General features: G+C 54.7%; 22 protein-coding genes and 1 pseudogene. 8 read left to right on the top strand and 15 right to left on the bottom strand.

The window, feature by feature from the left end; all coding sequences use genetic code 11:
* Positions 1 to 165: 165 nt before the first annotated feature.
* The gene (locus tag BLR08_RS03280) at positions 166 to 618 is read left to right on the top strand and encodes a helix-turn-helix domain-containing protein (RefSeq protein WP_072328206.1); all 453 of its coding nucleotides are present in this window, start codon (positions 166 to 168) and stop codon (positions 616 to 618) included.
* A 280-nt stretch (positions 619 to 898) separates the two neighbouring features.
* On the opposite strand, the pseudogene BLR08_RS32070 reads toward BLR08_RS03280, so the two are convergent.
* Both BLR08_RS32070 and BLR08_RS03270 read right to left on the bottom strand, forming a co-directional pair.
* Positions 899 to 1,186: pseudogene (locus BLR08_RS32070) on the bottom strand (nucleotidyltransferase domain-containing protein); the annotation flags it as partial.
* Positions 1,187 to 1,216: 30 nt separating this feature from the next.
* On the bottom strand, positions 1,217 to 2,602 hold the full coding sequence (locus BLR08_RS03270) for an MFS transporter (RefSeq protein ID WP_072328204.1): 1,386 nt from the start codon (positions 2,600 to 2,602) through the stop codon (positions 1,217 to 1,219).
* Between the two features lie 110 nt (positions 2,603 to 2,712).
* On the opposite strand from BLR08_RS03270, the gene BLR08_RS03265 reads away from it, so the two are divergent.
* Positions 2,713 to 3,609, top strand: coding sequence for a LysR family transcriptional regulator (locus tag BLR08_RS03265; protein ID WP_072328203.1), 897 nt, complete (start codon positions 2,713 to 2,715; stop codon positions 3,607 to 3,609).
* A 107-nt stretch (positions 3,610 to 3,716) separates the two neighbouring features.
* Here the strand turns inward: BLR08_RS03265 and BLR08_RS03260 are convergent, their stop codons facing one another.
* The 8 genes from BLR08_RS03260 to BLR08_RS03225 form a co-directional block, all read right to left on the bottom strand.
* Positions 3,717 to 4,946 (bottom strand): N-acetylglucosamine-6-phosphate deacetylase, encoded by a 1,230-nt coding sequence (locus tag BLR08_RS03260; protein ID WP_072328202.1) that lies wholly within the window; start codon positions 4,944 to 4,946, stop codon positions 3,717 to 3,719.
* Positions 4,947 to 4,952: 6 nt separating this feature from the next.
* Entirely contained in the window at positions 4,953 to 5,732 is a 780-nt protein-coding gene (locus tag BLR08_RS03255) for a glucosamine-6-phosphate deaminase (RefSeq protein WP_072328201.1), read from the bottom strand.
* Positions 5,729 to 6,631, bottom strand: coding sequence for a sugar phosphate isomerase/epimerase family protein (locus BLR08_RS03250; RefSeq protein ID WP_072328200.1), 903 nt, complete (start codon positions 6,629 to 6,631; stop codon positions 5,729 to 5,731). The genes BLR08_RS03255 and BLR08_RS03250 overlap by 4 nt, the downstream gene beginning before the upstream one ends.
* Positions 6,632 to 6,798: 167 nt before the next feature.
* Positions 6,799 to 8,403 carry a stalk domain-containing protein gene (locus BLR08_RS03245; protein WP_072328199.1) on the bottom strand — a complete coding sequence of 535 codons (1,605 nt, stop codon included), beginning with the start codon at positions 8,401 to 8,403 and terminating at the stop codon, positions 6,799 to 6,801.
* Positions 8,404 to 8,433: 30 nt separating this feature from the next.
* The gene (locus BLR08_RS03240) at positions 8,434 to 10,887 is read right to left on the bottom strand and encodes a FecR family protein (protein WP_176835400.1); all 2,454 of its coding nucleotides are present in this window, start codon (positions 10,885 to 10,887) and stop codon (positions 8,434 to 8,436) included.
* A gap of 150 nt (positions 10,888 to 11,037) precedes the next feature.
* On the bottom strand, positions 11,038 to 12,876 hold the full coding sequence (locus BLR08_RS03235) for a CHASE2 domain-containing protein (protein ID WP_072328197.1): 1,839 nt from the start codon (positions 12,874 to 12,876) through the stop codon (positions 11,038 to 11,040).
* Positions 12,877 to 13,019: 143 nt separating this feature from the next.
* Positions 13,020 to 13,253 carry a ferredoxin gene (locus BLR08_RS03230; protein ID WP_072328196.1) on the bottom strand — a complete coding sequence of 78 codons (234 nt, stop codon included), beginning with the start codon at positions 13,251 to 13,253 and terminating at the stop codon, positions 13,020 to 13,022.
* 190 nt (positions 13,254 to 13,443) lie between these two features.
* Positions 13,444 to 14,766, bottom strand: coding sequence for a DNA polymerase IV (locus tag BLR08_RS03225; RefSeq protein ID WP_072328195.1), 1,323 nt, complete (start codon positions 14,764 to 14,766; stop codon positions 13,444 to 13,446).
* Positions 14,767 to 14,954: 188 nt separating this feature from the next.
* On the opposite strand from BLR08_RS03225, the gene cimA reads away from it, so the two are divergent.
* On the top strand, positions 14,955 to 16,574 hold the full coding sequence (cimA, locus tag BLR08_RS03220; RefSeq protein WP_072328194.1) for a citramalate synthase: 1,620 nt from the start codon (positions 14,955 to 14,957) through the stop codon (positions 16,572 to 16,574).
* A 104-nt stretch (positions 16,575 to 16,678) separates the two neighbouring features.
* On the opposite strand, the gene BLR08_RS03215 is transcribed toward cimA, so the two are convergent.
* Complete coding sequence (locus BLR08_RS03215) at positions 16,679 to 17,257, bottom strand: TlpA family protein disulfide reductase (RefSeq protein ID WP_072328193.1); 579 nt, start codon at positions 17,255 to 17,257, stop codon at positions 16,679 to 16,681.
* Between the two features lie 182 nt (positions 17,258 to 17,439).
* On the opposite strand from BLR08_RS03215, the gene BLR08_RS03210 reads away from it, so the two are divergent.
* Positions 17,440 to 18,780, top strand: coding sequence for an MFS transporter (locus BLR08_RS03210; protein WP_072328192.1), 1,341 nt, complete (start codon positions 17,440 to 17,442; stop codon positions 18,778 to 18,780).
* Between the two features lie 33 nt (positions 18,781 to 18,813).
* Positions 18,814 to 19,296 (top strand): M67 family metallopeptidase, encoded by a 483-nt coding sequence (locus BLR08_RS03205; protein ID WP_072328191.1) that lies wholly within the window; start codon positions 18,814 to 18,816, stop codon positions 19,294 to 19,296.
* Between the two features lie 60 nt (positions 19,297 to 19,356).
* Here BLR08_RS03205 and BLR08_RS03200 read toward each other — a convergent pair whose 3' ends face one another.
* The gene (locus BLR08_RS03200) at positions 19,357 to 20,091 is read right to left on the bottom strand and encodes an exonuclease domain-containing protein (protein WP_072328190.1); all 735 of its coding nucleotides are present in this window, start codon (positions 20,089 to 20,091) and stop codon (positions 19,357 to 19,359) included.
* On the bottom strand, positions 20,088 to 21,188 hold the full coding sequence (locus tag BLR08_RS03195; protein ID WP_072328189.1) for a DUF294 nucleotidyltransferase-like domain-containing protein: 1,101 nt from the start codon (positions 21,186 to 21,188) through the stop codon (positions 20,088 to 20,090). Before BLR08_RS03195 ends, BLR08_RS03200 begins: the two co-directional genes overlap by 4 nt.
* A gap of 211 nt (positions 21,189 to 21,399) precedes the next feature.
* On the opposite strand from BLR08_RS03195, the gene BLR08_RS03190 reads away from it, so the two are divergent.
* Both BLR08_RS03190 and BLR08_RS03185 read left to right on the top strand, forming a co-directional pair.
* Positions 21,400 to 21,831: a helix-turn-helix domain-containing protein gene (locus BLR08_RS03190; RefSeq protein WP_072328188.1), complete on the top strand. Its 432-nt coding sequence runs from the start codon at positions 21,400 to 21,402 to the stop codon at positions 21,829 to 21,831.
* Between the two features lie 41 nt (positions 21,832 to 21,872).
* Complete coding sequence (locus BLR08_RS03185) at positions 21,873 to 22,559, top strand: zinc metallopeptidase (RefSeq protein WP_072328187.1); 687 nt, start codon at positions 21,873 to 21,875, stop codon at positions 22,557 to 22,559.
* Between the two features lie 140 nt (positions 22,560 to 22,699).
* Here BLR08_RS03185 and BLR08_RS03180 read toward each other — a convergent pair whose 3' ends face one another.
* On the bottom strand, positions 22,700 to 23,605 hold the full coding sequence (locus tag BLR08_RS03180) for a glutamate biosynthesis transcriptional regulator GltC (protein WP_072328186.1): 906 nt from the start codon (positions 23,603 to 23,605) through the stop codon (positions 22,700 to 22,702).
* 127 nt (positions 23,606 to 23,732) lie between these two features.
* On the opposite strand from BLR08_RS03180, the gene tpx reads away from it, so the two are divergent.
* Entirely contained in the window at positions 23,733 to 24,236 is a 504-nt protein-coding gene (gene tpx, locus BLR08_RS03175) for a thiol peroxidase (protein WP_072328185.1), read from the top strand.
* A gap of 78 nt (positions 24,237 to 24,314) precedes the next feature.
* Here the strand turns inward: tpx and BLR08_RS03170 are convergent, their stop codons facing one another.
* On the bottom strand, positions 24,315 to 24,704 hold the full coding sequence (locus BLR08_RS03170) for a DUF1499 domain-containing protein (protein WP_072328184.1): 390 nt from the start codon (positions 24,702 to 24,704) through the stop codon (positions 24,315 to 24,317).
* Positions 24,705 to 24,858 lie beyond the last annotated feature (154 nt).

The raw sequence follows: 24,858 nt of genomic DNA, 5'->3' as shown, positions 1-24,858 counted from the left end.
AATTGCAGATGTAGCGTACAATCGGTTTGTGTCGGCGGGTGGCCGAGAAAGCTGGATTTATCGGGATGGCAACCACGAGTTGCGGGCCCATGCAACTAATGCGATCTTTACTTTTTCATGGAGTTATTCAAATAATGCGTATATGGAGCGGAAAGGAGCTGCAGCATGATTTTTGGAGAAAAGCTAAAGGCCGAACGAATGAAGAGAAACTGGTCTCAGGAAGTGATGGCGGAAAAATTGTTTGTGAGTCGCCAATCTGTTTCGAAATGGGAGAATGGTCAAAACTACCCCAGCATTGAAATTATTATTAAAATTAGTGATCTCTTCGAAGTAACGATTGATGAATTATTAAGGAGTGATGAGGAGTTGACCAAGAAAGTGATAAGAGACAGCAAACAACTGGCTTTTCCTAAGTTAAAATTTATGTTCGATGTTTTAATTGTGATCGGCTTAATTTTGCTGCTGCTGAAAATTGGCGTTCTTTTGTTGGACAAATTTACCGCATTGGACCTTAGCTTATGGGGAGGGAAATTTATTTGGAATTTTGGGCCTCTCGTTCTCATGATTGGCGGGGGAATTGGTTCCGGTGTGTTAAAGGAAAAATTTAAGGTGGAGTAGACAAGCTCCGTTGCAGACAAAAGGCTGTTCTGTCTCCGCCGAGGGCATGGTTCGAAACGAAAATTGGACGACCGCATGGTCGTCCAATTTTCCTAGTTACTGCTTTCTCGCTTGATGATTTGAGATACTGCCTCATTAAATGCTCTAATTTGCTCCATCAATCCGGACACGTCCTCTTTGCCAAAAGAAACTTCCGCGCTGTAATCGGCATCAGCCGATGATCCATTAAGCGGTTCGCTCACACAGCCGTCATATAGCCCATTCTCAAATGAAAGTTGAGCTAAAGTAAACTTCTGCCTCCCTTTCTTGAGCATAAGCTCAGATGCTTTATTATATCTTCACTAGCTATCCCCTCCTGAATGATATTATCCTTCAGCGGAAGCCAAATATTGCCGTCCTCAGATTCCCTTTTTTTGGAATTTCCTAATAAACATGTTAACTGAGTGTCATATTCCAAGTTTATGTCAAATGTAATATCCGAGAGCTTCTCGCGATTATTCCAATTTTTTTCATCATCGACAAGAACCAATACATCCACATCCGACCATTCCTCAAAATCCCCCCTAGCCTTCGATCCGAACTAACCCATTCCAAAACACTACGACTCACGCAGCTCCCCCGCCTCCTTACGTCTCCGAATCATAAGCACCAAGGACAAAGCGATGACCGAGAGAATAATCCCAAGCCATCGAAATCCCTCGAAGCTGAATTTATCCCCCATGACGATGCCAATCAACAAGGAGGAGAGTATCGCTCCCATGTTTCTTGATGTGCTAAATAAGCCGGATGCGACGCCGATTATTTCTTTTGGAGAGCTTCTGAACAACGCTGCTTGCATACCGACGCTGTTCAGCCCGTTGCAAATCCCGAAGGCCACTAACGCCAAGCATACGCTGATCACCGGTGAAGCTTGATTCCATGTCACGATCCACACGGAACCTAATGTCATCAGGATGGCGGACATGAGCAGAGCCGGCTTCGGTCCGGATTTGTCGATCCAGCGTCCCGCCAGCGGAGAAGCCACGAGCGAGCTCAAGCCTAGCGCCAACATGAGAATCCCGGTATGGAGCTCGCTGACATGATGCACCGTTTGCAAGTAGGAAGGAACCCCGAAAAAGAGAGCGTAAAAAAGCACGTTAACAGCCATAAATTCGATATTGACCCAAGTTATCGCGGGATATTTGGCAAGTGTGCGCAAAGGAATAAAAGGGGATGCCGCTTTTAACTCATGCCTGACGAAAACGCCCAATAAAACAAGGCCGACCAGCCCGGCTATGATGTAGAGGAACGAGACATGCCCGGATGACTTTACCGACAGCAATCCGACTAGCAGGGGAATCAGACCTGCCGTGAAGAGCAAAATCCCTGGCGCATCCATCAACACGAGCCATTGACGAACGGACATGCTGCGTGCAGCCGCTGAGGGCGTCTCGTCCTTGGGAATCGTCTTCCAACAGAGCAGAAAGCTCAGGACGACGAATGGGATATTGACGTAAAAAATAGCGGGCCAGTCCCACCAGTAAACCAGCAACCCGCCAACAAAGGGCCCCATAGCCGCAGCTCCGGATTGGAAGATGGTCAATACAGACAACGCAGTCGCTTGATTCTCCTTGATATGAATGCGCGTTACGGCCATTCCAACCGAAATCAACATGCTGGTTCCGATCGATTGCACGACCCGGAACACAATGAGCCAGCCAAAGCTGGATGAAAGCGGAGCTAATAAGGAGGCGACGAGGGCGACTATAAGTCCGGTCAAAAATATGTTCTTGCGGCCGAATAGATCGCTGGCTTTTCCCACAACGGGATTCGAGATGGCACTTGCGATATAGAAGGTGAAAATAATCCAGGAAACAACGGTAAAGTCAAGCTGAAATACATGCTGCAGCCTCGGAATAGCGACAGCGACCATCGAAGAATTTAAAGGATTGAGCAGCATTCCCAGCCCAACGGAAATCATCAACCACCAGCTGCGAGCATTCATTTGGAGTCCCCCCATAGCTTTTGAGGATATCGTACTTGAAATCATTCATTTACTCCAACGCATTTCATGCTATGATATCATTGACTCAAAGGAATGAATGGAGAGCAGCTATGGAACTTCTTCAATTGCAATATTTTCTCGCCGTGGCCCGCTTGGAACATATGACTGAGGCTGCGCGAAGTCTGCATGTGACGCAATCGTCGCTAAGCAAAACGATTCAACGCCTGGAGGAGGATCTCGGGGTCCCTCTATTCGACCGGACAGGGAGGAAGCTGCGGCTCAATGCGTTCGGAAGCAGCTTTCTTCGCCGTGCGGAAAGGGCTTTGTTTGAATTGGAACAAGGCAAGCAGGAGCTTAGCGATTTATCCAACCCGGAGCATGGCACGATCGAATTGGCCGTTACCAACGCCAGCACGCTGCCGGATATTCTTCGGGAGTTTCGGAAAAAGCATCCGCACACCCAATTTCATGTGCAAATGCTGACCACGCAGGAGATGGTTACGCTTCTTCACCGGGGAGAGGTCGATTTCTGCTTGTCCTCGCCTCCCGTTCAAGGGGATGATATCGAATGCCGGATTGTGTTCATGGACCCCATTCTTGTAGCGGTCCCCCCGGGGCATCGGCTGGCAAAACAAAGCACGGTTTTATTGACAGAACTCGAGGAGGAATGGTTTGTCGGCGTAAAAAGAGGCTACCGTACTCGCGATATCGTAGACTCCGTATGTGCGTCGGCCGGATTTGCACCTAAGTATGTGTACGAGGGAAATGAGCCTACCAGGCTCAGCGCTCTTGTGGAAGCGGGCATCGGCATTGCCTTCATACCAAGCACGGCAAGGAATTCACGGGAACAAATCCACTATCTCCAGGTAGAGGATTACGAATTGGTCCGGGAGATCGCTTTGTTATGGCATCGAAGCCGGTACATGTCGCGGGCAGCCCGGGAATTCCGGGAAGTCGTCGAGCAATACTTCCAATCCTTATCCGGCGGAGCGCTGGATTTGTCGTGATAGTCCGGTCGAGCGCCGGACTCTGGCGGTAGCCGCATCCCAAGGCGGAAAAAGGACCCGACGTCTTCTCCGTCAGGTCCTCGCTCTCCTACTTGTCCCCAGGCTCTCTATATGTCCGACTCATAAATGATCCGGCCCTGCTTGTACGTCTTGTGAATCCGCAGCTGGCCGGCATCCTCTATCGTGAACAGCGCCAGATCCGCAGGCGCACCCGGCTCCAGACCGGCTTGCCCGGGCAAGTTCATGCTGCGGGCAGGCCGGATCGAGGCCAGCTCCCATGCTTGCGGCCACTGGCACAGCCCCGTCCGCACCATATGCTCGATCCCCCGCGTCAAGGGCAGCGCCGAGCCTGCCAGCAGATTCGGCTGCTCGGTCAGGCACAGCCTGCCGCTCGGCTGCAGCGTTACCTTTCCTCCGATATGCGTCTGGTAATCGCCCGGCTCCATGCCGGCCAAATACACCGCATCGCTGACCAGCACGAGCTTGTCTCCTTTGGTTCGCAGCGCTGCCTTGAGCACCGCCTCCGGCAAGTGGAAACCGTCGGCAATGACACAGCCCCACAGCTCGTCAGCGGCCAGCTGCTCCCATATATAATTGGGATGCCGGGGCAGCGTCCCGTGAGCGCCATTGCCCAGATGGGTCGACATGGTCGCCCCCGCCCGGACAGCGCTGCGGATTTGCTCCGGAGTCGCCGCCGTATGACCGATGGACACCGTGACCCCGCTCTGCGCGCAGAGCCGGATGAAAGCATCGGCTTCCTCCCATTCGGGAGACAGCGTCAGGATGCGTATGCGGCCTCCTGCGGCCTTCTGCCAGGCGCAGAACAGCTCCCAGTCCGGCGCCTTCACATAGGCCTTGCCATGCGCCCCGCGCGCTCCATCCTCCGGCGAAATAAACGGCCCCTCCAGATGAATGCCCGCAATGATGGCCGTCTGTTCGGGATACAAATCGCATGTCCGGGCGATCACGGTCAGCGCCTCGGTTATCGCTTCATCGCTGTTGGTGATGATCGTCGGATAATACGAAGTAATTCCGTATTGCCCTAAGCAGCGCGTCAGCTCCAGCACCGTCGCCTCGGACAAAGGCAGCGTATTGAGATCAAATCCTCCGTAGCCGTTCAGCTGCAGGTCCACAAGTCCCGGGCCGACCAGCGGCAGCTTGCTTCCCGCAGAGGTATCGCTTTGAGCAGCTCCCGAAGGTGCCGCTCCCTCCGCTGCCGATATCTCTCTTATCCCGGTTATGCGGCCGCCGCTAACCTCGACTGCGATCCTCTCGCCTGTACGATAATGTATCCCTTTTATGCGCACCGTATCGTCCTTGCTCTGCCGCTCTCTCATTCCGATTTAGCCTCCGTACGATTCGGAATCGACGTATAAGGTGCAAGCGGGATGCGACCTTAAAATCGTAGCCGGACATTCGGTAGATACCGGTCCGTTCAGCGTCCGCTTCACAGCCTCCCGTTTCGTTGGTCCAGGCACCATACAGAACATGCGGCCGGCTCCGAGCAGCGCCGGAATCGTCAGCGTCACAGCATGCGTCGGCACCTCGGATAGAGCCGGGAAGCAGCCGTCATTGACCTGCTGAACCCGGCAGGCCGTCTCCAGCTCCACCGGCTTGACCAGCGCGGGATCGGAGAAATCGGCGACTGGCGGATCGTTAAAGGCCAGATGGCCGTTCTCTCCGATCCCGAGGAAGACGAAATCGATGGGCGCCTCCTCAAGCAGCGCCGCATACCGGCGGCACTCCTCCTCCGCATTCTCGCTTCCGTCGATCAGGTGCACGGCTCCCGGCTTCACAAGGTCGAAGACAGAGCGCTTCAGAAACTGCGAGAAGCGCTGCGGCGCCCCTTGGGGCAAGCCGATATATTCGTCCATATGAAACGCCGTCACCCGGCTCCAGTCGATGCCTTCTTCCCGGCACAGCCGTTCCAGGAATTCGTTCTGCGAGGGAGCGGCCGCAAAAATAATCCGGACGCGCTCCTGTTCGCTCAGCTTGGCGCGCAAAGCCTCGGCTGCCTCCAGCCCTGCTGCTTCTCCCAGCTCACGGCGCGTGTTGTATACGCGGACTTCCAATTGATCGACGCGCAGGCTTTCCCGCGGCTCTACCTTATCTGCATGTCTCATCGTCCTGTACCTCCTTGTCCTGAATAAGCGGGCAGCTCCAGCAGCAATCGGGACAGGCTCTCCAGACATTGCCTGGACGCCTCTTCTCCGCCCTCGGAGAACGCATACCCGGCAGGACGCTTCAACTGCTCCTCCGACAGCTTGGAGCGCAGTCTGTAATGCGTCTCCACGACCAGGTACCCCTCATACCCGTCAGCTGCGAGCGCGGAGAACAGCCCCTTGTAATCCACCTCTCCCGCTCCGATGGCGACGCCTTCAACCTCGCCGTCCCGGCGGACGGCATCCTTCAGATGGATGTGGCACATCAGCTCCCGCGCATGATCATATCCTTGCGGATAAGGAACCTCTCCATCGGGGTCCCACAGGTCATTGCCGGGATCGAACAGCACCCGCACATAAGGCGAGTCCACCGCACGGACGATTCGCGCCGTTTTCTCCGCATTGGTCGCGTAGACCGCCGGGTCGAATTCCAGTGCAAACACCACATCCGCTTCCTCGAGCAGCGGAACGATGCCGCGGATGCGGCTGACAATCTCATCGAAAGCCTCCTCAAACGGCTTGCGTGCCCAGAAGCTGAATCCGCGAATAATCCGGCAGCCGAAACGGTTGGCCAGCTCCAGATCCCGGCGCAATATAGCAAGGCTCTGCTCGACCTCTTCAGGCCGATCCAGCTCGCATTTGAATACGGGGGTCGACAGACCGCAAACCTCCAGCTTAGCTTCCTGCAGCATCGCTTTGATCTCCTCGATGCGGGCATCGTCCAGCTGATGCAGCTGCTTGCCGTCCACGGAGCGAAGCTCCACGCCTGTAAGACCGAATTCCTGCGCCAGCTTGATGGCGTCCTCCGGACTTTGTGAAACCTCATCGGTCATAATGGCCAAACGAAACGTCTTTGTCATCCGTCGTCTACTCCCTTTCCACCTGGCTTTTGCATACTCCTGCTTCCATCTTAGGCGATGGGGCTCTATAAGCCTATAGCCTATTTTTCTGCTTTTTTAGCATCTTTTTTTGAAATACGCAAAAACCGTCCTTCCCATGGGGAAGAACGGCAAGATTCAGGCCATCCTTACGGTGCGGCGATTGTTGTCGGGCTGCGCAAAATGGCGGTCCGCGTAACGTTATCCCACTGCACATCCAATCCGATTTCTTCAGCGAAGAAGCGGATCGGAACATAAGTGCGATCCTGCTTGATATAAGGCGCGGTATCGGTTTCCTTCAGTTGTCCTTCTACCCCGTCCTGGATACGCTTCACGCCCGTGCGGTCTACGTACAATTCGATCGTTACGCCTGCTTTGGCAAGCCGGACAGCCCTGGTGTCGTCGTCAAACTTCACCTCGTAGCCGAGCGCTTCCGTAATCGCGCGCACCGGCACCATCGTGCGGCCGTTATCGATCTCAGGCATGGCGTCGAACGCGATCTGTCTCTGATCGAGAACAACCTTGACCGAGCCGTCAGCCGTAATGGAAGCAGGCAGACGATAAGGCTGAAGCAGACGGATTTTATTGTTATAAGAGTCTGCTACCAGAATACCGCCGTCCGGCAGAACCGCCACATCGCTCGGACGCTGGAACTCCGCGTACGCTTCGATACCGTCCAGCTCCCCCGTCCATTGTCCAGGCGTGCCGGCCAGCGTAGTGACCTGACCGTCCAGCACATAACGAATCGAGTGGTTCTGGCTGTCGGCGACAACCAGGCCGCCTTCCTCCGTCACCGCAAGCCCAAGCGGGAAATTGAAGGCCACCGTAGCTGCGGCTCCATCCGCATAACCGCCCGGCACATACAGCTCCGTCAGCCTCTCGGCTTGGCCGATGCCCGCTACCGTGCTTACCGTGCCTTGAACCAGATCAATGTAACGGATACGCTGGTTGCCCGTGTCGCTCACATACAGATTTCCTTGCGCGTCCAGAGCGAGACCGCTGGGCTCATTGAACTTGGCGGAAGCAAGCGCTCCGTCCGCATAATCGCCTGCAGGCGCCGCCTGCCCCTTGCTCACTTCAACGTAGCGGTCGGAGGCCGCATTCAGTGTCTTGACCGCTCCGGCGGGCGAAATGCTGCGGATCAGGTGATTCAGCGTATCCGCAACATAGATCGTACCGTCAGCCGCCACGGCGACATCCCGCGGACCTTGGAAGCGGGCCTGCGCCCCCTGGCCGTCCTTGCTGCCCATAATGCCGTCGCCGGCTATCGTCGTTACCTGACCGGACGGATCGATCCTGCGAATCGCATGATTGCCCGTATCCGCCACATATACGTTGCCGGCCGCATCCGCAGCAAGGCCGGTCGGTTGGGAGAGCAGCGACATATCGCTTTTGCCGTCCAGCAGTCCGCCGATCGGCATTCCCTTCCCATCCTTCTGATAATAGATACCGGCTGCTGTGGAGACGCGGCCATCGCTGAGCTTGCGGATCTCATGATTGCGCGTATCCGCGACATACACCGAGCCGTCCGGGCCGGCCGTCAGGCCGTTAGGCAGCCGGAAGTTCGCTTGCAGGCGCGCTCCGTTCAGATTGCCCATATCTCCGCTTCCTGCCTCGGTTGTCACCTGCAGCAGAAGCCGGTTATCGGAGCCGCGCAGCCCGTCCGTGGAGAGCGCGGCAGCCGAAGCCCCGCTCCCCCCCGCCAGAGCGGAGGCGATCAGGGACAAGGCGATGATTTTGACTGCTTGTTTCATTGGTTTCTCCTTCCATGCCGATCCGCGGCGTTAGTGGGACAGTTGAACGCTTACCGCACCCTGACTGCCCAGCGGCAGCTCATAAACCGGATTGCCCTGCTTGTCGACGACCTTGACATATAAGAGCTGGACCGGGGTTGTGTTGGGCGCTCCGGATTGGATAATCAGCGGGATCGTTACCAGAGGCGCGGAGTTTTGCCCAATGACAATTTCCGGTACCGGGCCGGAAGCAGCGGTCTGGAACTGCACCCCGGCGTAGATCAATTCCGACTTATTGCCGACAGCAGGCTTTTGCGTCAGCGTTTCGGCCGCATTCGCTCCCTTGAAAATCGTAACTCCATTATCCGGCAGATTGGTCGGTCCGGCATATGTGAGAACGTGAGAATCGTACAGCAGATGGGCTTGTACGCCATAGAAGGCATGGTCGGCATCGAAATTTTCCATATCCAGTCTCAGCTTGACCTGCCCGTTCGCAGCGGCTTCGTCCTGCCTCAAGGTAACTTTGGGCAGCACGACCGGCTGCGTTCCCTGGATTGTAATGGACGGCAGCTGTGCGCCGGCGCTTCTGATGCCATTTTTGACCGCATATGCCGTGAGCGAATTGACGCCGACAGGCAGATTGCTTAATGAAAACGTCACCTCATCGGCCCCTTTTCCAGGTGCTGAGGCGAGAACGGTTTGCTGATCGGACAATTGAATCGTCGTATCGGCGGCAGCCTTCAGCTTAATGACGATAGGCTCCCCTTTGCTCGCCGTAACGTTGTTCACGGGACTGACGATCGCAGGTGCGGCAGGGACCACCGTGATGACAGGGATCGCAAGTGCCGAACTCGTACCCGCGCTGCTTGATGCCGTTGCCTCCAGCTCAAGCTTGCCGACCTGAGACGGCTTGAACGTCAGTGTCACAGGTGTAGAGCTGCCGGCGCCCTTGGCTGCAGCAAGCGTCTGCTGGCTGCCTTTTGCCCTTAAGCGAACATCGCTGCCGGATTGAGCCGTCAAGCGGATCTGAACGTTCTCATTGACTACGGCAGTGGTCTCCGTTGTCGGATTGACCAGCACCGGCACCGCAGGAACGTCCTCCGTGCTGCCCGAACCCGAGCTAGATCCAGGATTGCTTGGACCGCTGCTCGGCGTTTTCACAGCGGACTCCTGATTCTTCTTATTGTTTTCCTCGAATGCTTTTCTGGCCGCTTCATTAAGCTGGGCCTTCAAAGCCTCCTCCGCCTTCTTGGCAGCTTCCTGAGCCGCCTGCTTGTTGGCTTCCTCCTGGCGCTTCTTGTCTGCTTCGACCTTGGCCAGCAGCGCCGCCAGCCTCTGCTGATTTTCCAGCAGCTGCTTTTGCTCCGCCTCCAGCTTCTGCCTTCTTTCCGCCTCCAGCTTATCCATGATCTGCTGCTTTTGCTTCTCCAGAGCCGGATCAAGGCCAGCCGTTTTGTCCAGCGGCTTTACTTTTGACGGATCGAGCTTTTTCTCCGGATCCTTGATGTTCTCGTTCACCTGGTCGATCAGCTTCTGATCGATTTTTTTCGCGTCAATGGCCGCTTTAGCCAGGTTCGGAATAAATTCATCAAAGTTTTCAATCACCTTGTTCAGCTCTACGCCATTCAAATAAAGCAGCGACGAATCCGCATCCGGCTTCTGCGCTCCTTTGCCTTGCTCTTCTGTCAGCCGTTCCTTCATTTTCTCGGTTTCTTCTCTAATATCGGATAAATTACGGATGATTGCCTCAATAACGCTCGGGGATGCCTGACTCACGAGCTGCTCGATGTCCACATATTCGACCTTCGTTTTCAAGTCTCCAGTCTGATCCCTGGTGTCAAGAAAGATTTGCTGGGAAGGGTAGACCGTGACAACATCGTTTCGTTCGGACGCGGTCCCGGAGCCGGCAGCGGAATTCTGCCCGTCACCTGCTCCATCCCTGCTTCCCGCTGCTACCGTCGTCGTGGCACGGACGACGCCAGAGCCTACCGTAAGATAAGATCTCCCGGTCTTCGGATCGATGCCTACGAAGAAATGAGTGCCCCGTACGCCCATGACTGCGGTGGGAGTCTCTACCTCGAATTCGTCTTCCGAGCTGACCAGAGACTTGACTTTGCTCCAGACCGAGCCGGCCCAGGACTTGACCTTGGACTTTTTGCCGCCCTCTTCCGTCAGCTCGGAGATGTAGATCTCCGCATTTTCGCCAATCGTGATTTCGTCATTGCGGTCGACAATACTCAACACGACGGAAGCGCCGGAGCCGGTCGTTATCAAGTCCCCCTGATTCAGCGACAGGTCGGTGTAAACGCTGATCGCCCGGGAACCTCCGGCCTTCGTATACGTCACGTCCCCGGTCACGGAGGTTACGACAGCGGAACGAACGGACTTGGCGGCGGCAGGCGCAGCCAAGACGGATGACAACAGGCCCATAACAAGCGCCATAACCAGCACAAGAGACAAGGCTGTCCTGCCCCGCCGCCTATGTATTTGAGTTACAGTTCTCACGAAATAAATTCCTCTCCTCCATCTGGAAATAAACAATCTACTTCTACCAGATAACTTCATTTAGATAACTTCATTTTACGAGCGGATTCTCCATTAATCAACGGATTCCCGCGAAAAAACTCGTTACGGCATGACGGTATCCACTATTTCCTAGGAAATGTCCGCTTTTTTCAGCCTCGCCGATGCCGGAGCTCCTGTTAGGCCGACGACCTCGTATAATTTCAGCGGCACGCTTTTCCCCTTCATCAGCTTCTCCCCGGCATAGTTGTAGTCAAAATACGCTTTGGTCAGCTCGTAAGTCACCTCGGATACAAGCACCTGGTTTGGCTGCGTGTTGGACTCGATGCGCGCAGCCGTATTGACATTGTCACCGATCGCCGTATAATCGACACGCAAATAAGAACCTATGTTCCCGACAACGACATCCCCGGTGTTAATCCCGATCCCTACGGCGATCGTAACGCCGTATTTCTCAAGCACATCTGCGCGGACCTTCTCCATCCCCTTCTGAATTTCGTAGGCGGTCTTGACCGCATAATACGGATGATCCTCCACGTCGAGCGGAGCATTGTACAAAATCATCGCGGCGTCTCCGATAAATTTGTCGATCGTGCCATGGTTCTCCAAAGCCCGCTCCGTGATCAGGTTGAACATCAGATTGAGGAAATCGACAACCTCCTCCGGCTTCAGCTTCTCCGATAACGGCGTAAATCCCCGGACATCCAGGAAGAGAATAGTCAGCTCCTTGCTGATGCCTCCCAGTTGAATCTCCTGTTCGCTGGTCGCAATCTCCTTGACCAGGTCGGGAGAGATATAGCGTCCGAACTGCTTGGTGATATAATTTTTCTGCTTGGTCTCGAAATACGTCTTCATGGAAATGTTGCCCAGGTAAGCCAATAGTCCGCACGCTATGGCATTCATGACCTCGACATAAAGCAGCGCCGAGGAGAAAAGCATGTATTGTCCGGCCAGCAGCGCGATAGTCATAGCCAACATGACGAGCGCCCCGGAGGTGGCCCGAAGTCTCCAGGTCACGATTCCCGAGATCAAAGCGACAATCACCGCAAGCGCCAGCTCCGACAAAGCCCCGGCGCGATTTATAACCTGGTCCTTAAGAATCTGATTCAATATATTGGCATGCGCGTATACCAGATGCATGTGATTCTCGACCGGAGTGATGCCTTCATCGGAGCCGGGGGCTACATAACCTACAAGCACAAGCCGATCCTTGAACGTCGAGGCCGGCACTTTGCCCTGCAGCACATTATTGAAGGACACCGTCTCGAAGTCGAACTCCTTGGCGTCCCAGCGGATGATCATCTCCGACTTCGGCCTTCCTTCCAGCAGCGGCAAGTTCAGGTAACGGTCTACAGGAACTCCGGCAAGCTGTGCCATCGCAAGTCCGAGCGACGGAAACACACCCTCGGGCGTATCAATCTGCAGCCAGTTGGCTCGCACGACACCGTCCGTCGGGTCAAACGCCGCATTGATGTGGGCCTTGTTCACATGCTGCTTGAACATCGGTATCGGCTCCTGCACGCCCCGCGCCTTCATCAGCTCGCCGGCCTTCACCTTCGTGCTCCGGTCGAACTCGCTCTCCATCAACGCATGAGAAGGAAGTATAATATTTTTATGCTTGGCCAGCTCGGCGGCGAGCGCCTGATCGCTCTCCGGCTTGTTGCTCTCCGTGTACAGCTCGATATCGAAGGCGATCACCCGCGCTCCGCCCTGCTCCAGCTTGGCGATCAGCTCCGCATACACTTTGCGGTCCCACGGATACGGGCCCACCTCCTTGATCGATTGCTCGTCGATGCCGACAACGACGATATCCTCATGCGGCTGCTGGGACATCGTCCCCTTCAGATTCCAAGTCATGATCTGATTGGAAAGCACCCTCAGCCATCCGTAGGATAGCAGCAGCACACAGAGCAGCACAATCAGCGAATTGCCGATGATAATGACAGTCGATTTGTTTAGTTCTTTTTTCATGGACAGCCCCCAGCCAATTAATCTACCGACTATATCTTACCATACACAGAGGAATTAAGGGGTGTGTAAATTAACCGATCCCACGAAAAAATGCCTACTTCCCAAAAGCGGAAATAGGCACTTAGTTATACACATCTTATATGTTAGTTAAAAGGCGTGTCGGCGACTTTGATGGAGTCGGTCGGGCAGCCGTCTTGGGCATCCTGCAGATCGTCATACAGATCTTCCGGAATTTCAGTTACGCCTCTGTTGCCGTCGTTCTCGTAGATGACTTCCGCCAAGCCTTCATCGTCGTAGTCATAAATATCAGGCGCAGTGGCTCCGCAGGCGCCACAGGCAATACAGGTATCTTTCTCGACCCAGGTGTATTTAGACATAGTTAATCTTCCTCCTCAATATATATACACTTAGCTTACAGCTCATCCTAAAATATAATATTATAAAAGAGAGGAAAGTTCAAATAGAAAGTATGGAACATACCGTTCGGAGAACGAGAACGTTCGCACTGCCCTATCCTTCTTTCCCTTTTGCCACAGCCAAACGGAGTTACAAGTTGGCGGCCCGCCCTCAGCCGGGCTCTTCCTCCTCGTCAAGCCCCTTGAGGCGCAGGTGATCCATCTGCAGCGACGTTCCCCTCACCTTGCTGTTGCGGATAAGGGCCGACGGATCGTCGCTCAGCATGCCGGCCGTCAGCACGGCGCTTTCGCCGAACTTGTCCCGCAGCGCATCAAGCGTCCGGTTCAGCTTTTCCTTGACCGGCTGCTTCTGGTAGCTGAACAGATCGAGCTGTACGGCCGCCTCGCTCCTAGGGGTCAAGCTCTGGAGCGTGATGCCCAGCAAACGGACGGGCTCTCCTTCCCTCCAGTATTGATCGAACAGCTTGCAGGCCATGCGATAAAAATCGTCGGCGCTCTCCGACGGCTCGGGCAGCTTGGCCATCCGGGTGATCGTCTTCATATCGGGATCGCGGACGGTGATCGATACCGTATGAGCCATCAGCTCTTGTCTGCGCAGCCTCCGGCCTACCTGATCCGCGATATTCAGCAGCACCCGGTGCAAGTCCGGGCGGCGGGTAAAATTGACGGGCAGCGTCGTCGTATGTCCGATCGACTTGCTCTGCTCGCGCTCCGGATTGACCGGAGCGTCGTCCTCTCCATTGGCGGCGCGCTTCAGCCAGCTGCCGAGCACGCCGAACTGCTGCACGAGCAGCTTTTCATCCGTCCGGGCCAGCTCGCCCAGCGTGCGGATATTCAGCCGCGCCAGCTTGTCGGCGGTCTTCCTGCCGATGCCGAACAACGTGGCGCAAGGACTCGGCCATAGCACACCCGGAACATCCCGTTTGCGAAGCACGGTGATGCCGTTTGGCTTGCGCATATCCGACGCCATCTTGGCCAGCAGCTTGTTGGGGGCTATCCCGACGGAGCACGGCAGACCCAGCTCCTCGCGGATGCGCCGCTGGATCGTCTCCGCAATTTCCAGCGGGGTTCCGATCGTTTTGGAGCCGGTAATATCAACGTAACACTCGTCGATGGACATCGTCTCCACCAATGGCGAATATTCATAGGCAATCTTCATAAATCTGCGGGAGAACTGCCGGTACAGGTCAAAATCCGGACGGATCAGCACCAGCTCAGGACAATGCTTGAGCGCCTGGCTGACCAGCATGCCTGTTTTGACCCCGTGACTGCGGGCGGAGTAGGAGCATGTCACGACAATTCCTTTGCGCAGCTCCACGCTGCCGGCAACCGCGGTCGGCTTGCCTTTGTAGAGCTCCGGCTCCACCGCTTCATGCACCGAGCAATAAAAGGCGTTCATATCGATATGCAGGATTACTCTTCCGTTAACCGGGTAGGCGTGGGCTGCCGGAGGAGCAGGAATATGTTCCGTCATAGCTTCGCGCTTCACCTCCGGATTCGATAGGGATCGTTCTTTAAGCATAAGCGGAGCGATACCGGCTGGTCAACCTGCCGCATAGCGCATGTTTTTTTAAGGGACATACCCTTTGCCGGGAACATTGTGCTATAATAATGAATTATATTTTGGCCCATAGACAAGCTACAAGAAACAGGAGGATTCCCATGACTGGCACGGTAAAAATATTCGATACGACGCTTCGCGACGGCACGCAGGGGGAAGGCGTCAGCCTGTCTGTTGAAGATAAGCTCAAAATAGCCCAGAAGCTGGACGCTTTGGGAGTCAGTTATATAGAAGGAGGCTGGCCCGGCAGCAACAATAAGGACATTGAGTTTTTTATCCGGGTCCGGGAGCTTGAGCTGAGCAACGCCAAGGTGACGGCTTTCGGGAGCACGCGGCGCAAAGATTCGGCGGCGGCTTCGGATGCCAACCTTAACCGGATTCTGGAAGTCGGGGTGTCGGTTGCTACGATCTTCGGGAAATCTTGGGATTTCCACGTACATACCGCCATCCAGACGACGCTGGAGGAAAATCTGGCGATGATTTACGATTCCGTGCTTTATTTGAAGCAGAACGGACTCGAAGTGATTTATGATGCGGAGCATTTCTTCGACGGCTACAAAAACAATCCCGAATATGCGCTGGCAACCATTCGCAAAGCGGAAGAAGCGGGCGCCGACTGGATCGTGCTGTGCGATACGAACGGAGGCACGCTGCCTCACGAGATTACGGAAATTGTGGGGGCGGTGCGCCGGAATGTGCAGACGCCGATCGGCATTCACGCCCATAATGACTGCGAGCTGGGCGTAGCCAACAGTCTGGCGGCCGTGATGGCTGGCGCCACTCAAGTTCAGGGAACGATCAACGGCTACGGAGAGCGCTGCGGCAACGCCAACCTCGTATCGATCATCCCGGGGCTTCAATTGAAGCTGAATTACAAGGTAATCAGCGAGCAGCAGATCGCTACATTGACCAGCGTCGCCCGCTATGTCAGCGAGATAGCGAACATGCATATGCCTGTCAATCAGCCGTATGTCGGCTCGGCGGCCTTCGCTCACAAAGGCGGCATCCACGTGTCGGCAATTCTGCGCAACGCCAGCACCTACGAGCATCTGAAGCCGGAGCTGGTCGGGAATAAGCAGCGGGTGCTGGTTTCGGAGCTGGCCGGACAGAGCAATCTGGTGTTCAAGGCCCAGGAGCTGGGGCTGGACTTCGACACCAACAATCAGCAGACCAAGCAGCTGATCGAGCAGATCAAGGAAATGGAGCATCAGGGCTACCAGTTCGAAGGCGCCGACGCTACGCTGGAGCTTCTGATCCGCGATGCTTACGGCAAGCTGGAGGAAATTTTCACCCTGGAGTCCTTCAAAATCATGGTAGCGAAAAATATGAATCAGCCTGTTACTTCCGAAGCTATCGTCAAGCTTAAAGTGCACGGCGAAACCTGTTACAACGCAGCCGAGGGCAATGGCCCCGTGAACGCTCTCGACAACGCGCTGCGCAAATCATTAAAGGCTTATTATCCGGGAATTCAGCATATTCACCTGTCCGACTATAAAGTGCGCGTACTGGATGAGAAGGATGCCACGGCAGGCAAGGTCCGCGTCTTGATCGAATCTTCCGACTTCCAGAATACGTGGAGCACGGTAGGCGTCTCGGAAAATATTATCGAAGCGAGCTGGGAGGCGTTGGCGGACAGCATCCGCTATGCTTTGCTTAACCAAACTCGTTCGGATAACAAGCCCGAAGAAATGAAGGAACGGCTCGGACTTGTCAACCACTAACATTTGATCCTTACCAGGTTAGATTGAAAAAGCTGCAGTTCCGGCGCCTCGGGGAATGTTTCCCTGCGGCGCTGGGCTGCAGCTTTTCTGCGTTCTGCTTGCGGTTAACCGGTGACAGCAGTCCTTGACCCGGCGGCCGATTCCCGCTCGATCAAATGCTTGATCTTTTGCTCCAGCTCCTCCGGTGGCAGCACATGGATCGTCTCGACCAATCTGCCCTGACTGTCGATCAGGAAGCTGGTCGGGACGAACAGGATTCGGTAATCTTCCGCCGCTTGGCCTGTTTTATCGAGCAGGATAGGGAATTGAAGTCCGTATCGATGCGCGAATGCCTTCGCATCCTTCAGCCGATCGCCCTTCGTTACATTGACGGCATACAGATCGAATTGCCCCCCGTACCGCTCATAAATGCGCTCCAGAGCCGGAGCTTCCTCATGACACGGCCCGCACCAAGATGCCCAGAAATTAATCACCATCGGCTTGGAGCGTGCGCCGCCTATCGTATATTCTTTTCCATCCAATGCGGTAAGAGCCCGGACGGGAACCGGCAGCCTCTCGGCAATGACGGCTTTGGGCGAAGCTGCAGCCGCGCGAATGATCCGGTCGGTGCGCATAAACTGCCAGACCCCCAGCGCGAGCAGCAAGGCCGCCGCCAGCACGAACAGCATATTCGTTTTTTTCATGCCACCCTGCTCCTTCTAAGTTGATCTTTCCATACTTCCCAGTATCCCCATCTTTCCCCCGGCCGATTCCCGACCCCGGCTGCATGATATGGTAAAGGTTGTCTGGACAGGACCGCATGACCCAGGTAAACAGCGGGTACATTAAGCCCATCAATCGTCTGCCTGGAGGTTTAATAGCCGTCATGGAAAAAACCAAAAAGAAACTGCTTTCCATCACATTCGAAAGCGACATCGAGTCTGAACCGGAGGAGCGTTCATCCGAGCCAAGCAAGCAGAAAGACCGCTCCGCTTCAGGAAAAAACCGGCAGGGGGAAGCCGCCAGCTCCAAGGGACTGATCTGGGAGTTTATCGCCATCGCCTCCGTTCCTCTCGTCCTTGTGCTGGGCAATTCCATGCTCGTCCCCATTCTGCCCGATATGCAGGAGCGGCTCGGCATCAGCCAGTTTCAGAGCAGTCTGGTCATCACCTTGTTCTCTGTCACGGCTGGACTTGTGATCCCGATATCCGGTTATTTATCCGACAGGTTTTCGCGCAAAGCCGTTATCATCCCCTCCCTGATCATTTATGGCGGCGCTGGCGTTCTGGCGGGCCTGGGGGCTGTCTGGAACTCTTACACGATCATTATTATAGCCAGAGCTATCCAAGGCTTAGGCGCCGCAGGAACCGCTCCGATCGCGATGGCTCTCGCCGGAGATTTGTACAAGGACGGAACAGAAAGCAAAGCGCTCGGGCTTACCGAAGCGTCCAACGGCTTTGGCAAGGTGGTCAGCCCGATCTTCGGGTCCCTGCTCGCCCTGATTGTCTGGTATGCCGCCTTTTTCGCTTTCCCGGTATTTTGTCTGCTCTCGCTGCTCGCCGTTATGTTTTTGCTGAAGGAGCCTCCGCGTACCGGGGAGCCGCATAAACTCGGGCCCTATATCAAACAGATCGGTGTCATTTTGAAGAAAAAGGGACGCTGGCTGATCACTTCCTTTTTTGCCGGCTCGGCCGCTTTATTCGTGTTGTTTGGGGTGTTGTTTTATTTATCCGATATTCTCGAAGAGGCTCCGTACTCGATTGAGGGCGTCAGGAAAGGCATGATCCTGGCTATACCGCTGCTCGGTCTTGTAGCGACCTCTTATACAACAGGGGCCCTCATCAAGAAAAACGGGACGTTGATGAGATGGCTTATCAATATAGGGCTGGCCGTCATGACCGTCTCACTCGCCTTATGCATCTTTTTGTATCAGTCAAATTTGTATGTATTCATCGGTCTGCTCACGCTAAGCAGCATAGGGACGGGTCTTCTGCTTCCCTGCCTGAATACGATGATTACCGGCTCGGTGGAACGTGAACAGCGGGGGATGATCACTTCCATCTACAGCAGCTTGCGATTTCTCGGCGTGGCTTTTGGCCCGCCCCTGTTCGGCTGGATGATGGACCGCTCGCATCAGCTGGTGTTTATCAGCGTGGCCGCTTTAACGGCCGTTACGCTGATGCTCGTCTTCTTTCTCGTGAAGCCGCGGGGGACATTGGGAGGGTAGGCAAGAGGCTTTGCCGGCGGTATACTATTCCGTATGACGACATTTGCTTGCATTTCCATCCGGCAGTCTGTTCTGCGGCAGCTGCAGCATTATTGCTGCGATAAGCTGCCCTTGGAGAGCTGCGGTCTGCTGTTCGGCGCTCAGGCGGTGGCCGGGGAAGCGGCCGGAACTCCCTTGATCACCCGCTTCGTCCCCATCGACAATATAGCCGAGGACCCGAAGCGCAGATTCGTAATGCAGCCTCAGCAGCTGATCTCAGCCTTGTACAACCAGACTCGAGGCGGCGACGACGGGGATGCCTTGCTGGGCATTGCGCATGCCCATCCAGCCGGAGCAGCCGTCCCGTCTCGGGAGGATCTTGCTTCTCTATGGCATACGCTCCCGAGCCATTGGATTTTGTCCGCAGCGGGACATCAGGAAGGCAGCCCCCCCCAGCTTCGCGCATACCGGTACAGCAGAGAAGGCGGGGATGTTATCGCGCAGCCTCTTGTTATCCGCATCGTACCGGGAACGTAAAGCCTGGGGCCAGCAGAACGCCAAAAAATCTTCGGAATCGCTCCCTGATCCGAAGATTTTTTAATAACGGCTAAGCTGCATGTACAAATCGCCAAGCGTTTGGATATCACGCTCTCTTGCTTCGCCCAGCAGCTTCGACCACAAAGCGGCGGTCATTCGGGCATCCTCCAGCGCGTGATGCCGCCTGGTGACCTCCACGCCGTATATATCGAGCAGCGTGTCCAGGTCATAGGACTTCAGCTTGGGATTCAGCCACTTCGCCACCATCATCGTATCCAGCAGCCTGTGGGTCAGGTTGATTCGGGAAGTTCGCCATAAGGCCGCGTTAAGGAAATGCTTGTCATGTCCCGTACCATGAGCCACCAGCACCTTCTGTTGGACGAACTCGAGAAAGCCGCGAAGCGCATCCAGCAGCTCCGGCGCCTTGGCCGCTTCCTCATTGCTGATCCCGGTCAACTCCTCGATTTCCGGAGGGATCGCTCGCTTCGGATTGACGAGACTATAGTAGGTTTCGCTTCCCTGCACCTCCTCCCCGCTGACCGATACCGCTCCGAACGCAATAATCTCATCTCCATTATAGGGAGAAAACCCTGTCGTCTCCAGATCGAACACAACGAGTTCCACGGAATGGAGCGGTATTTCATACAGCGAATTTTTACGCTGCTCCTTCATGATGGAGCGGATGAAGGCCATCTGCTGCGCGCTCTGCATATCGAACATGGAGGTAATGGCAGGCGTCAGCCCTCCCATCTTGTACAAGCTCCACATTCTTCCCGGAGGTCTCCTGTCTTTCATTGGTTTTCTCTCCCCTTTCCTTTCATTTCCAGTTCATAATGGACCGTTTTTTTCACAAACTTCTGCAGCTCGCCCGCGATCCGCAGACATAATTTCAATTCAATCGTCCGCTCTCTCGTAAGCTGCTCCGGCGTCAGCATCCCGCGCGAGGAGTAGGTCCCTTCCTCCATCTGGTAAGGAGTGGTCGAGCGCAGCTTCAAGGCTGTGGAGAGCGCATCCAGCCAGTCATGACCGATATCATCGGGGACATGGCGCCCGGCGATCAGCAGGCGGATTCTGCTTTCGGTCGAAGTAACCCTGATTCCCGCTTCCAGCGCAAGCAGCCGCACACCATTGACGATCGGGATATAGGCGCCGTACTTGACATCGACTCCTCCGGCATCCACTCCGTAACGCTCCTTGATCAACTGGCCGAAGATGCCTATGGACGCTTTGTGATGAAGCGTATTGCGCTGCATATGCCCGTACATGGCCGGATGCAGCTGCATATAGGCCACCAGTCGTTCCGTGAGCTGGTCCCCCAGTGCATGGTCTCCATGAATGACTCTCAGATCAGCGACAATGAGCAGATATCTGACATGCTCCCAATCGGGCTCGGCGAGCCAGGCGTCCAGCATCTGACGATAGCCGGCAAGCGGCTGCGTCCACTTCGGATTCGCGCACAGCACGCCGCCGCTGCAGGGAGGATACCCGGCCCTCTCCAGGTTAATCGAAATACGCTCAGCCAGCTCCCGGAAGAAGGCCGCGGCCTTCACCTTCAGGGCTTCGTCGGCCGTATCCTCGTACACAAGCCCGTTATCCTGGTCGCTCCATAAGGTCTGCTCCGCTCTCCCCCCGCTGCCGAACAGCAGGAACGCATAGGCGAGAGGAACCTCCTCGCCCCTCTCCTCGCATACGTCATGCTCCGTCATCGCGATAACCCGGCCGATAATCAAATCGTGGAACCGGTTCACCTCTTCATTCCAAACGAAAGGAGGATCGGAGGGAAGATGCTGAAGAAATTTCGTATGGGCGCGGTCGCGCAGTTCCTTCAATTGCTGAACGTCCCGAGCTTCTATGGCTTCCTGGATCATGCTTGCCCACGCTTGACGCCCCATAGCTCGACTCCTTTCGCCACCTAACGTAATGTTATTTAACATCATACGGAACTATAAATGTCATTATATGCAGTCATCTCAAATTTCGCAATAGGTTTTTCACTTCGGTTTCTTTCCGTTTTATATGTCGATATAGCCCAAAGCATAACGTTTGACTGTACGGTTTAGAATGAGTATCATTATAGAAAAAGAGGTGAGCGAACATGGGGATATGAAACTGTACCGAATCGGCGAGCTGGCGCGGTTATCCGAGGTAAGTCTGCGGACCATCGACTATTACACCAAGCTTGGGCTCATACAGCCCGAGGCCCGATCCGACACGAATTACCGATTATATAGCGATGAAACCTTAATGCGGCTCAAGCGTATTGAAACGATGAAGCGTGAGAAATATAGCTTGGAGGAGATCAAGTCGGATCTCACCCAGTGGAACAAGGTTAGCCGCGACGAGTTAGTGACAGATAAGTTAACATCCTTGCAGCTCAAGCTGATGCAGCTGGAGAAAGAAGTGCGCGAGGTCGGCCCCCTCGTCGACAAACTCAAGCCCACTCAGCTGAAAAATCTCCACCAGAAGCTGACGCCATCGGCGGCGGCCTGCATAGAAGCGCTGCTCCTTTTACTCGGCAAAGGCCCTCTTTCCTGACTATGCTTCTCACCCATTAAACATACGGAGGGAATGGAATTATGTTTTTTCACCCGATGGATTTTCTAATTATCATTGCGTTCGTACTTTCTTTATGGGCCCAGTTCCGGGTTAAGGGCACGTTCAACAAATGGTCCGATGTTCCCGTCCACTCCGGCATGACCGGGTATGAAGCCGCAAGACGCATGCTCGATGCCAACGGGCTGCATGATGTGCCGGTGGAGCCGGTGCCCGGCGCTTTAACCGATCATTACGACCCGATCGCACGCGCCGTCCGGTTGTCCGAGCCCGTTTACTATGAGCACTCGATATCCGCCGTTTCGGTTGCCTGCCACGAGGTAGGCCACGCCATCCAGCATAAAGTGCATTATCCGATGCTGGTTATGCGCCACCGCATGTTCCCTGTGGTCAACTTAACATCTGGCGTTGCGCCTCTTTTGATATTGGCGGGCCTGTTTTTCCAACAGTTCAACTTTCTGCTGGGCCTCGGTATTATTTTCTTCTCCGCGGCGGTCGCTTTCCAACTCGTCACACTGCCGGTCGAATTCAATGCGAGCAACCGCGCCCGTGATCTGATGGTGGCCGAAGGCTTCATCACCAATGACGAAGAGCGCGGAGTCGCCAAAGTGCTGAACGCAGCCGCTCTCACCTACGTTGCCGCCGCGCTGATCTCCTTGCTGGAGCTGATCAAGTACATTATGATTTTCAACAATCGCAGTAACGATTAAGCAAATAAACCGCACAAAGCCGTCAGTCGCCCTTCCGGGCGCTGACGGCTTTTTTTTGTTATCGACCACGTGCGCCGGGTTCGAGAAATTGGCTGAAATTGCCGCAAATCGTAAAAATACGAAGAAAAAGCGAAGGAACCTCAGGTTCTTTTCGCTTCTCGGTCTTTAAAAAATTCAAGCAGAAAACTTCGAAAGCCTTCCGCTACAAGCGGCAGCTTATCTCCGGAACGCCGGATCAAGCCTACGCTGCGAGTGACCGTAGGCTCCGTAATTTTGACCTTGGTCGGCTGAAGCTGGCTGATCTCCGTGAGCGCCATATCGGGCAGCAGGCTGACTCCCATGCCCGCCGCTACGAGCCCCCTGATCGTATCGGTCTCTTCGCCTTCGAAGCCAATATGCGGCGTAAAGCCGGCTTGGGCGCAAGCCTCCAGCACAATGCTTCTTAGTGAGTACTCCTCACTGAACATGACGAAGGACTCATCCTTCAACTGCTCCAGACGGATGACTTCCTGACCGGACAGCGCATGACCTTGCGGCACGATCGCGAACAGCTCCTCCTGCAGCAGCAATTCCCCGGTTACATGACTATGCTTTTCCGGTAAAGGCGATATAAAAGACAAGTCGATTTCACCTTTCATCACATCTCGTATCAAGCTATTATATGTGCCTTGGCGCAGACGGAACTTGACCTTCGGGTGCGACTCGCGGAACCGGGCTACAACCGTCGGCAGCAGATGAATGCCCAAGCTGTGCGGGAAACCGATGCGAATCTCCCCCTGCTCAGGGTCCATGAATTCATGCACTTCGCTTACCGCACGCTCCAGATCGGACAGGATGCTTTCCGCGCGGCTCAAAAACAGCTTGCCTACGGGAGTCAACTGAAGATTTCGCCCCTTCTGCACAAATAAAGGGACTCCAAGCTCCTTCTCCAGCTGATGAATCTGCCTGCTGACCGCCGACTGTGCCACATGCAGCTCTTCGGCAGCCTGGGTCACATGCTGCTTGCGGGCAACCTTGACAAAATATTGCAACTGTCTGAATTCCACGACATCCTGCCTCCTGTAGATCGGGTAACCGTTTGTTCTTATTGGACAAGGTCTCCCCTAAAAGCTTATAATAATACTCGGTGTAATACCAATCATTCTCAAGACGCTAAAGGAGGCCCATGTACACATGGCACAAGCTACCCTGAAAGGCAATCCGATCACGCTTGTTGGCACGACGCTGCAAGTCGGCGACAAGGCACCTGACTTCACGGTAAACAAAAACCTTCTCGAAACCGCATCTCTCTCCGATTACGCGGGTAAAGTGAAGCTTATCAGTGTAGTGCCTTCTTTGGATACAGGCGTTTGCGATGCGCAAACGCGCCGTTTCAATGAAGAAGCCGCCAAGCTCGGCGACAACGTCGTTATCCTGACGATCAGCAACGACCTGCCGTTCGCCCAGTCCCGTTGGTGCGGCGCCGCTGGTATCGACAAGGTCATCACGCTGTCCGACTACAAGAACCATTCGTTCGGCAAAAGCTATGGCGTGTTGATCCAGGAGCTTCACCTGCTGATGCGTTCCATCTTCGTCATCGATGCAAACGATACGATCCAGTATGTGGAATACCTCAGCGAAATGACAGAGCACCCGAACTACGAAGCAGCTATTGAAGCTGTTCAAAAGCTCGTTTAATCCGGGATGAACATAAAAACAGCGTGGATCTCCACGCTGTTTTTATGTTGTATATCCATGTAAACGCAGCCGTACAGATCATTCATGGATTTTGTAAGCAGCCATCTTCTTATCGATTTGCTTAAAGATATCGATAATGGTCCGATAGTTGGACCCGAGGTCGCCAAGCGACCCGCGTGAGGCCGAATAAATATCAATAGCCGTCTTGAGCGGATTGATACCGAACAGCGTCACCGTGATATCCTGCGTGCGGCCGGTAATCGTACGCTTCTCCAGCACGATCTCCCCGACATTGCGAACTTCGTGCAGCAGCTTGTACCCGTTCAGCTTTTTAAACATGTTGATCACTTCATCCCAAGCCTGATCTTTGGAGATTTTATAATAACGGGTCTTTAGCAGCGGGTCCTTGGCTTTCTCTCCCGTCGTTTCATGGCTGCGGATCAGACCGATTAAGGTTCGCTGTAGCAACACATTCCCTCCCATACGAAGTGCCTTATCTATTCCGGTGTACACTATCCTTTATCATAACACTGTTTGGATGGAAGAGAAAGGGGGAAAGTGTTATTTAAGCAAAATGAAAGGATGATCATGCTGCTGCACCGCTTCGGGCGAGAAAAGCCTC

The organism is Paenibacillus sp. cl123 (assembly GCF_900101595.1).
In the GTDB taxonomy this organism is placed as follows: Bacteria; Bacillota; Bacilli; order Paenibacillales; family NBRC-103111; genus Paenibacillus_G.
This window is presented reverse-complemented; position numbering and strand designations above follow the sequence as displayed.

Bases quoted from the DNA above. Each gene is read 5' to 3' on its own strand.
- BLR08_RS03280 (WP_072328206.1), top strand. From the start codon at position 166: ATGATTTTTGGAGAAAAGCTAAAGGCCGAACGAATGAAGAGAAACTGG.
- BLR08_RS03270 (WP_072328204.1), bottom strand. From the start codon at position 2,602: ATGAATGCTCGCAGCTGGTGGTTGATGATTTCCGTTGGGCTGGGAATG.
- BLR08_RS03265 (WP_072328203.1), top strand. From the start codon at position 2,713: ATGGAACTTCTTCAATTGCAATATTTTCTCGCCGTGGCCCGCTTGGAA.
- BLR08_RS03260 (WP_072328202.1), bottom strand. From the start codon at position 4,946: ATGAGAGAGCGGCAGAGCAAGGACGATACGGTGCGCATAAAAGGGATA.
- BLR08_RS03255 (WP_072328201.1), bottom strand. From the start codon at position 5,732: ATGAGACATGCAGATAAGGTAGAGCCGCGGGAAAGCCTGCGCGTCGAT.
- BLR08_RS03250 (WP_072328200.1), bottom strand. From the start codon at position 6,631: ATGACAAAGACGTTTCGTTTGGCCATTATGACCGATGAGGTTTCACAA.
- BLR08_RS03245 (WP_072328199.1), bottom strand. From the start codon at position 8,403: ATGAAACAAGCAGTCAAAATCATCGCCTTGTCCCTGATCGCCTCCGCT.
- BLR08_RS03235 (WP_072328197.1), bottom strand. From the start codon at position 12,876: ATGAAAAAAGAACTAAACAAATCGACTGTCATTATCATCGGCAATTCG.
- BLR08_RS03230 (WP_072328196.1), bottom strand. From the start codon at position 13,253: ATGTCTAAATACACCTGGGTCGAGAAAGATACCTGTATTGCCTGTGGC.
- BLR08_RS03225 (WP_072328195.1), bottom strand. From the start codon at position 14,766: ATGACGGAACATATTCCTGCTCCTCCGGCAGCCCACGCCTACCCGGTT.
- cimA (WP_072328194.1), top strand. From the start codon at position 14,955: ATGACTGGCACGGTAAAAATATTCGATACGACGCTTCGCGACGGCACG.
- BLR08_RS03215 (WP_072328193.1), bottom strand. From the start codon at position 17,257: ATGAAAAAAACGAATATGCTGTTCGTGCTGGCGGCGGCCTTGCTGCTC.
- BLR08_RS03210 (WP_072328192.1), top strand. From the start codon at position 17,440: ATGGAAAAAACCAAAAAGAAACTGCTTTCCATCACATTCGAAAGCGAC.
- BLR08_RS03205 (WP_072328191.1), top strand. From the start codon at position 18,814: ATGACGACATTTGCTTGCATTTCCATCCGGCAGTCTGTTCTGCGGCAG.
- BLR08_RS03200 (WP_072328190.1), bottom strand. From the start codon at position 20,091: ATGAAAGACAGGAGACCTCCGGGAAGAATGTGGAGCTTGTACAAGATG.
- BLR08_RS03195 (WP_072328189.1), bottom strand. From the start codon at position 21,188: ATGGGGCGTCAAGCGTGGGCAAGCATGATCCAGGAAGCCATAGAAGCT.
- BLR08_RS03190 (WP_072328188.1), top strand. From the start codon at position 21,400: ATGAAACTGTACCGAATCGGCGAGCTGGCGCGGTTATCCGAGGTAAGT.
- BLR08_RS03185 (WP_072328187.1), top strand. From the start codon at position 21,873: ATGTTTTTTCACCCGATGGATTTTCTAATTATCATTGCGTTCGTACTT.
- tpx (WP_072328185.1), top strand. From the start codon at position 23,733: ATGGCACAAGCTACCCTGAAAGGCAATCCGATCACGCTTGTTGGCACG.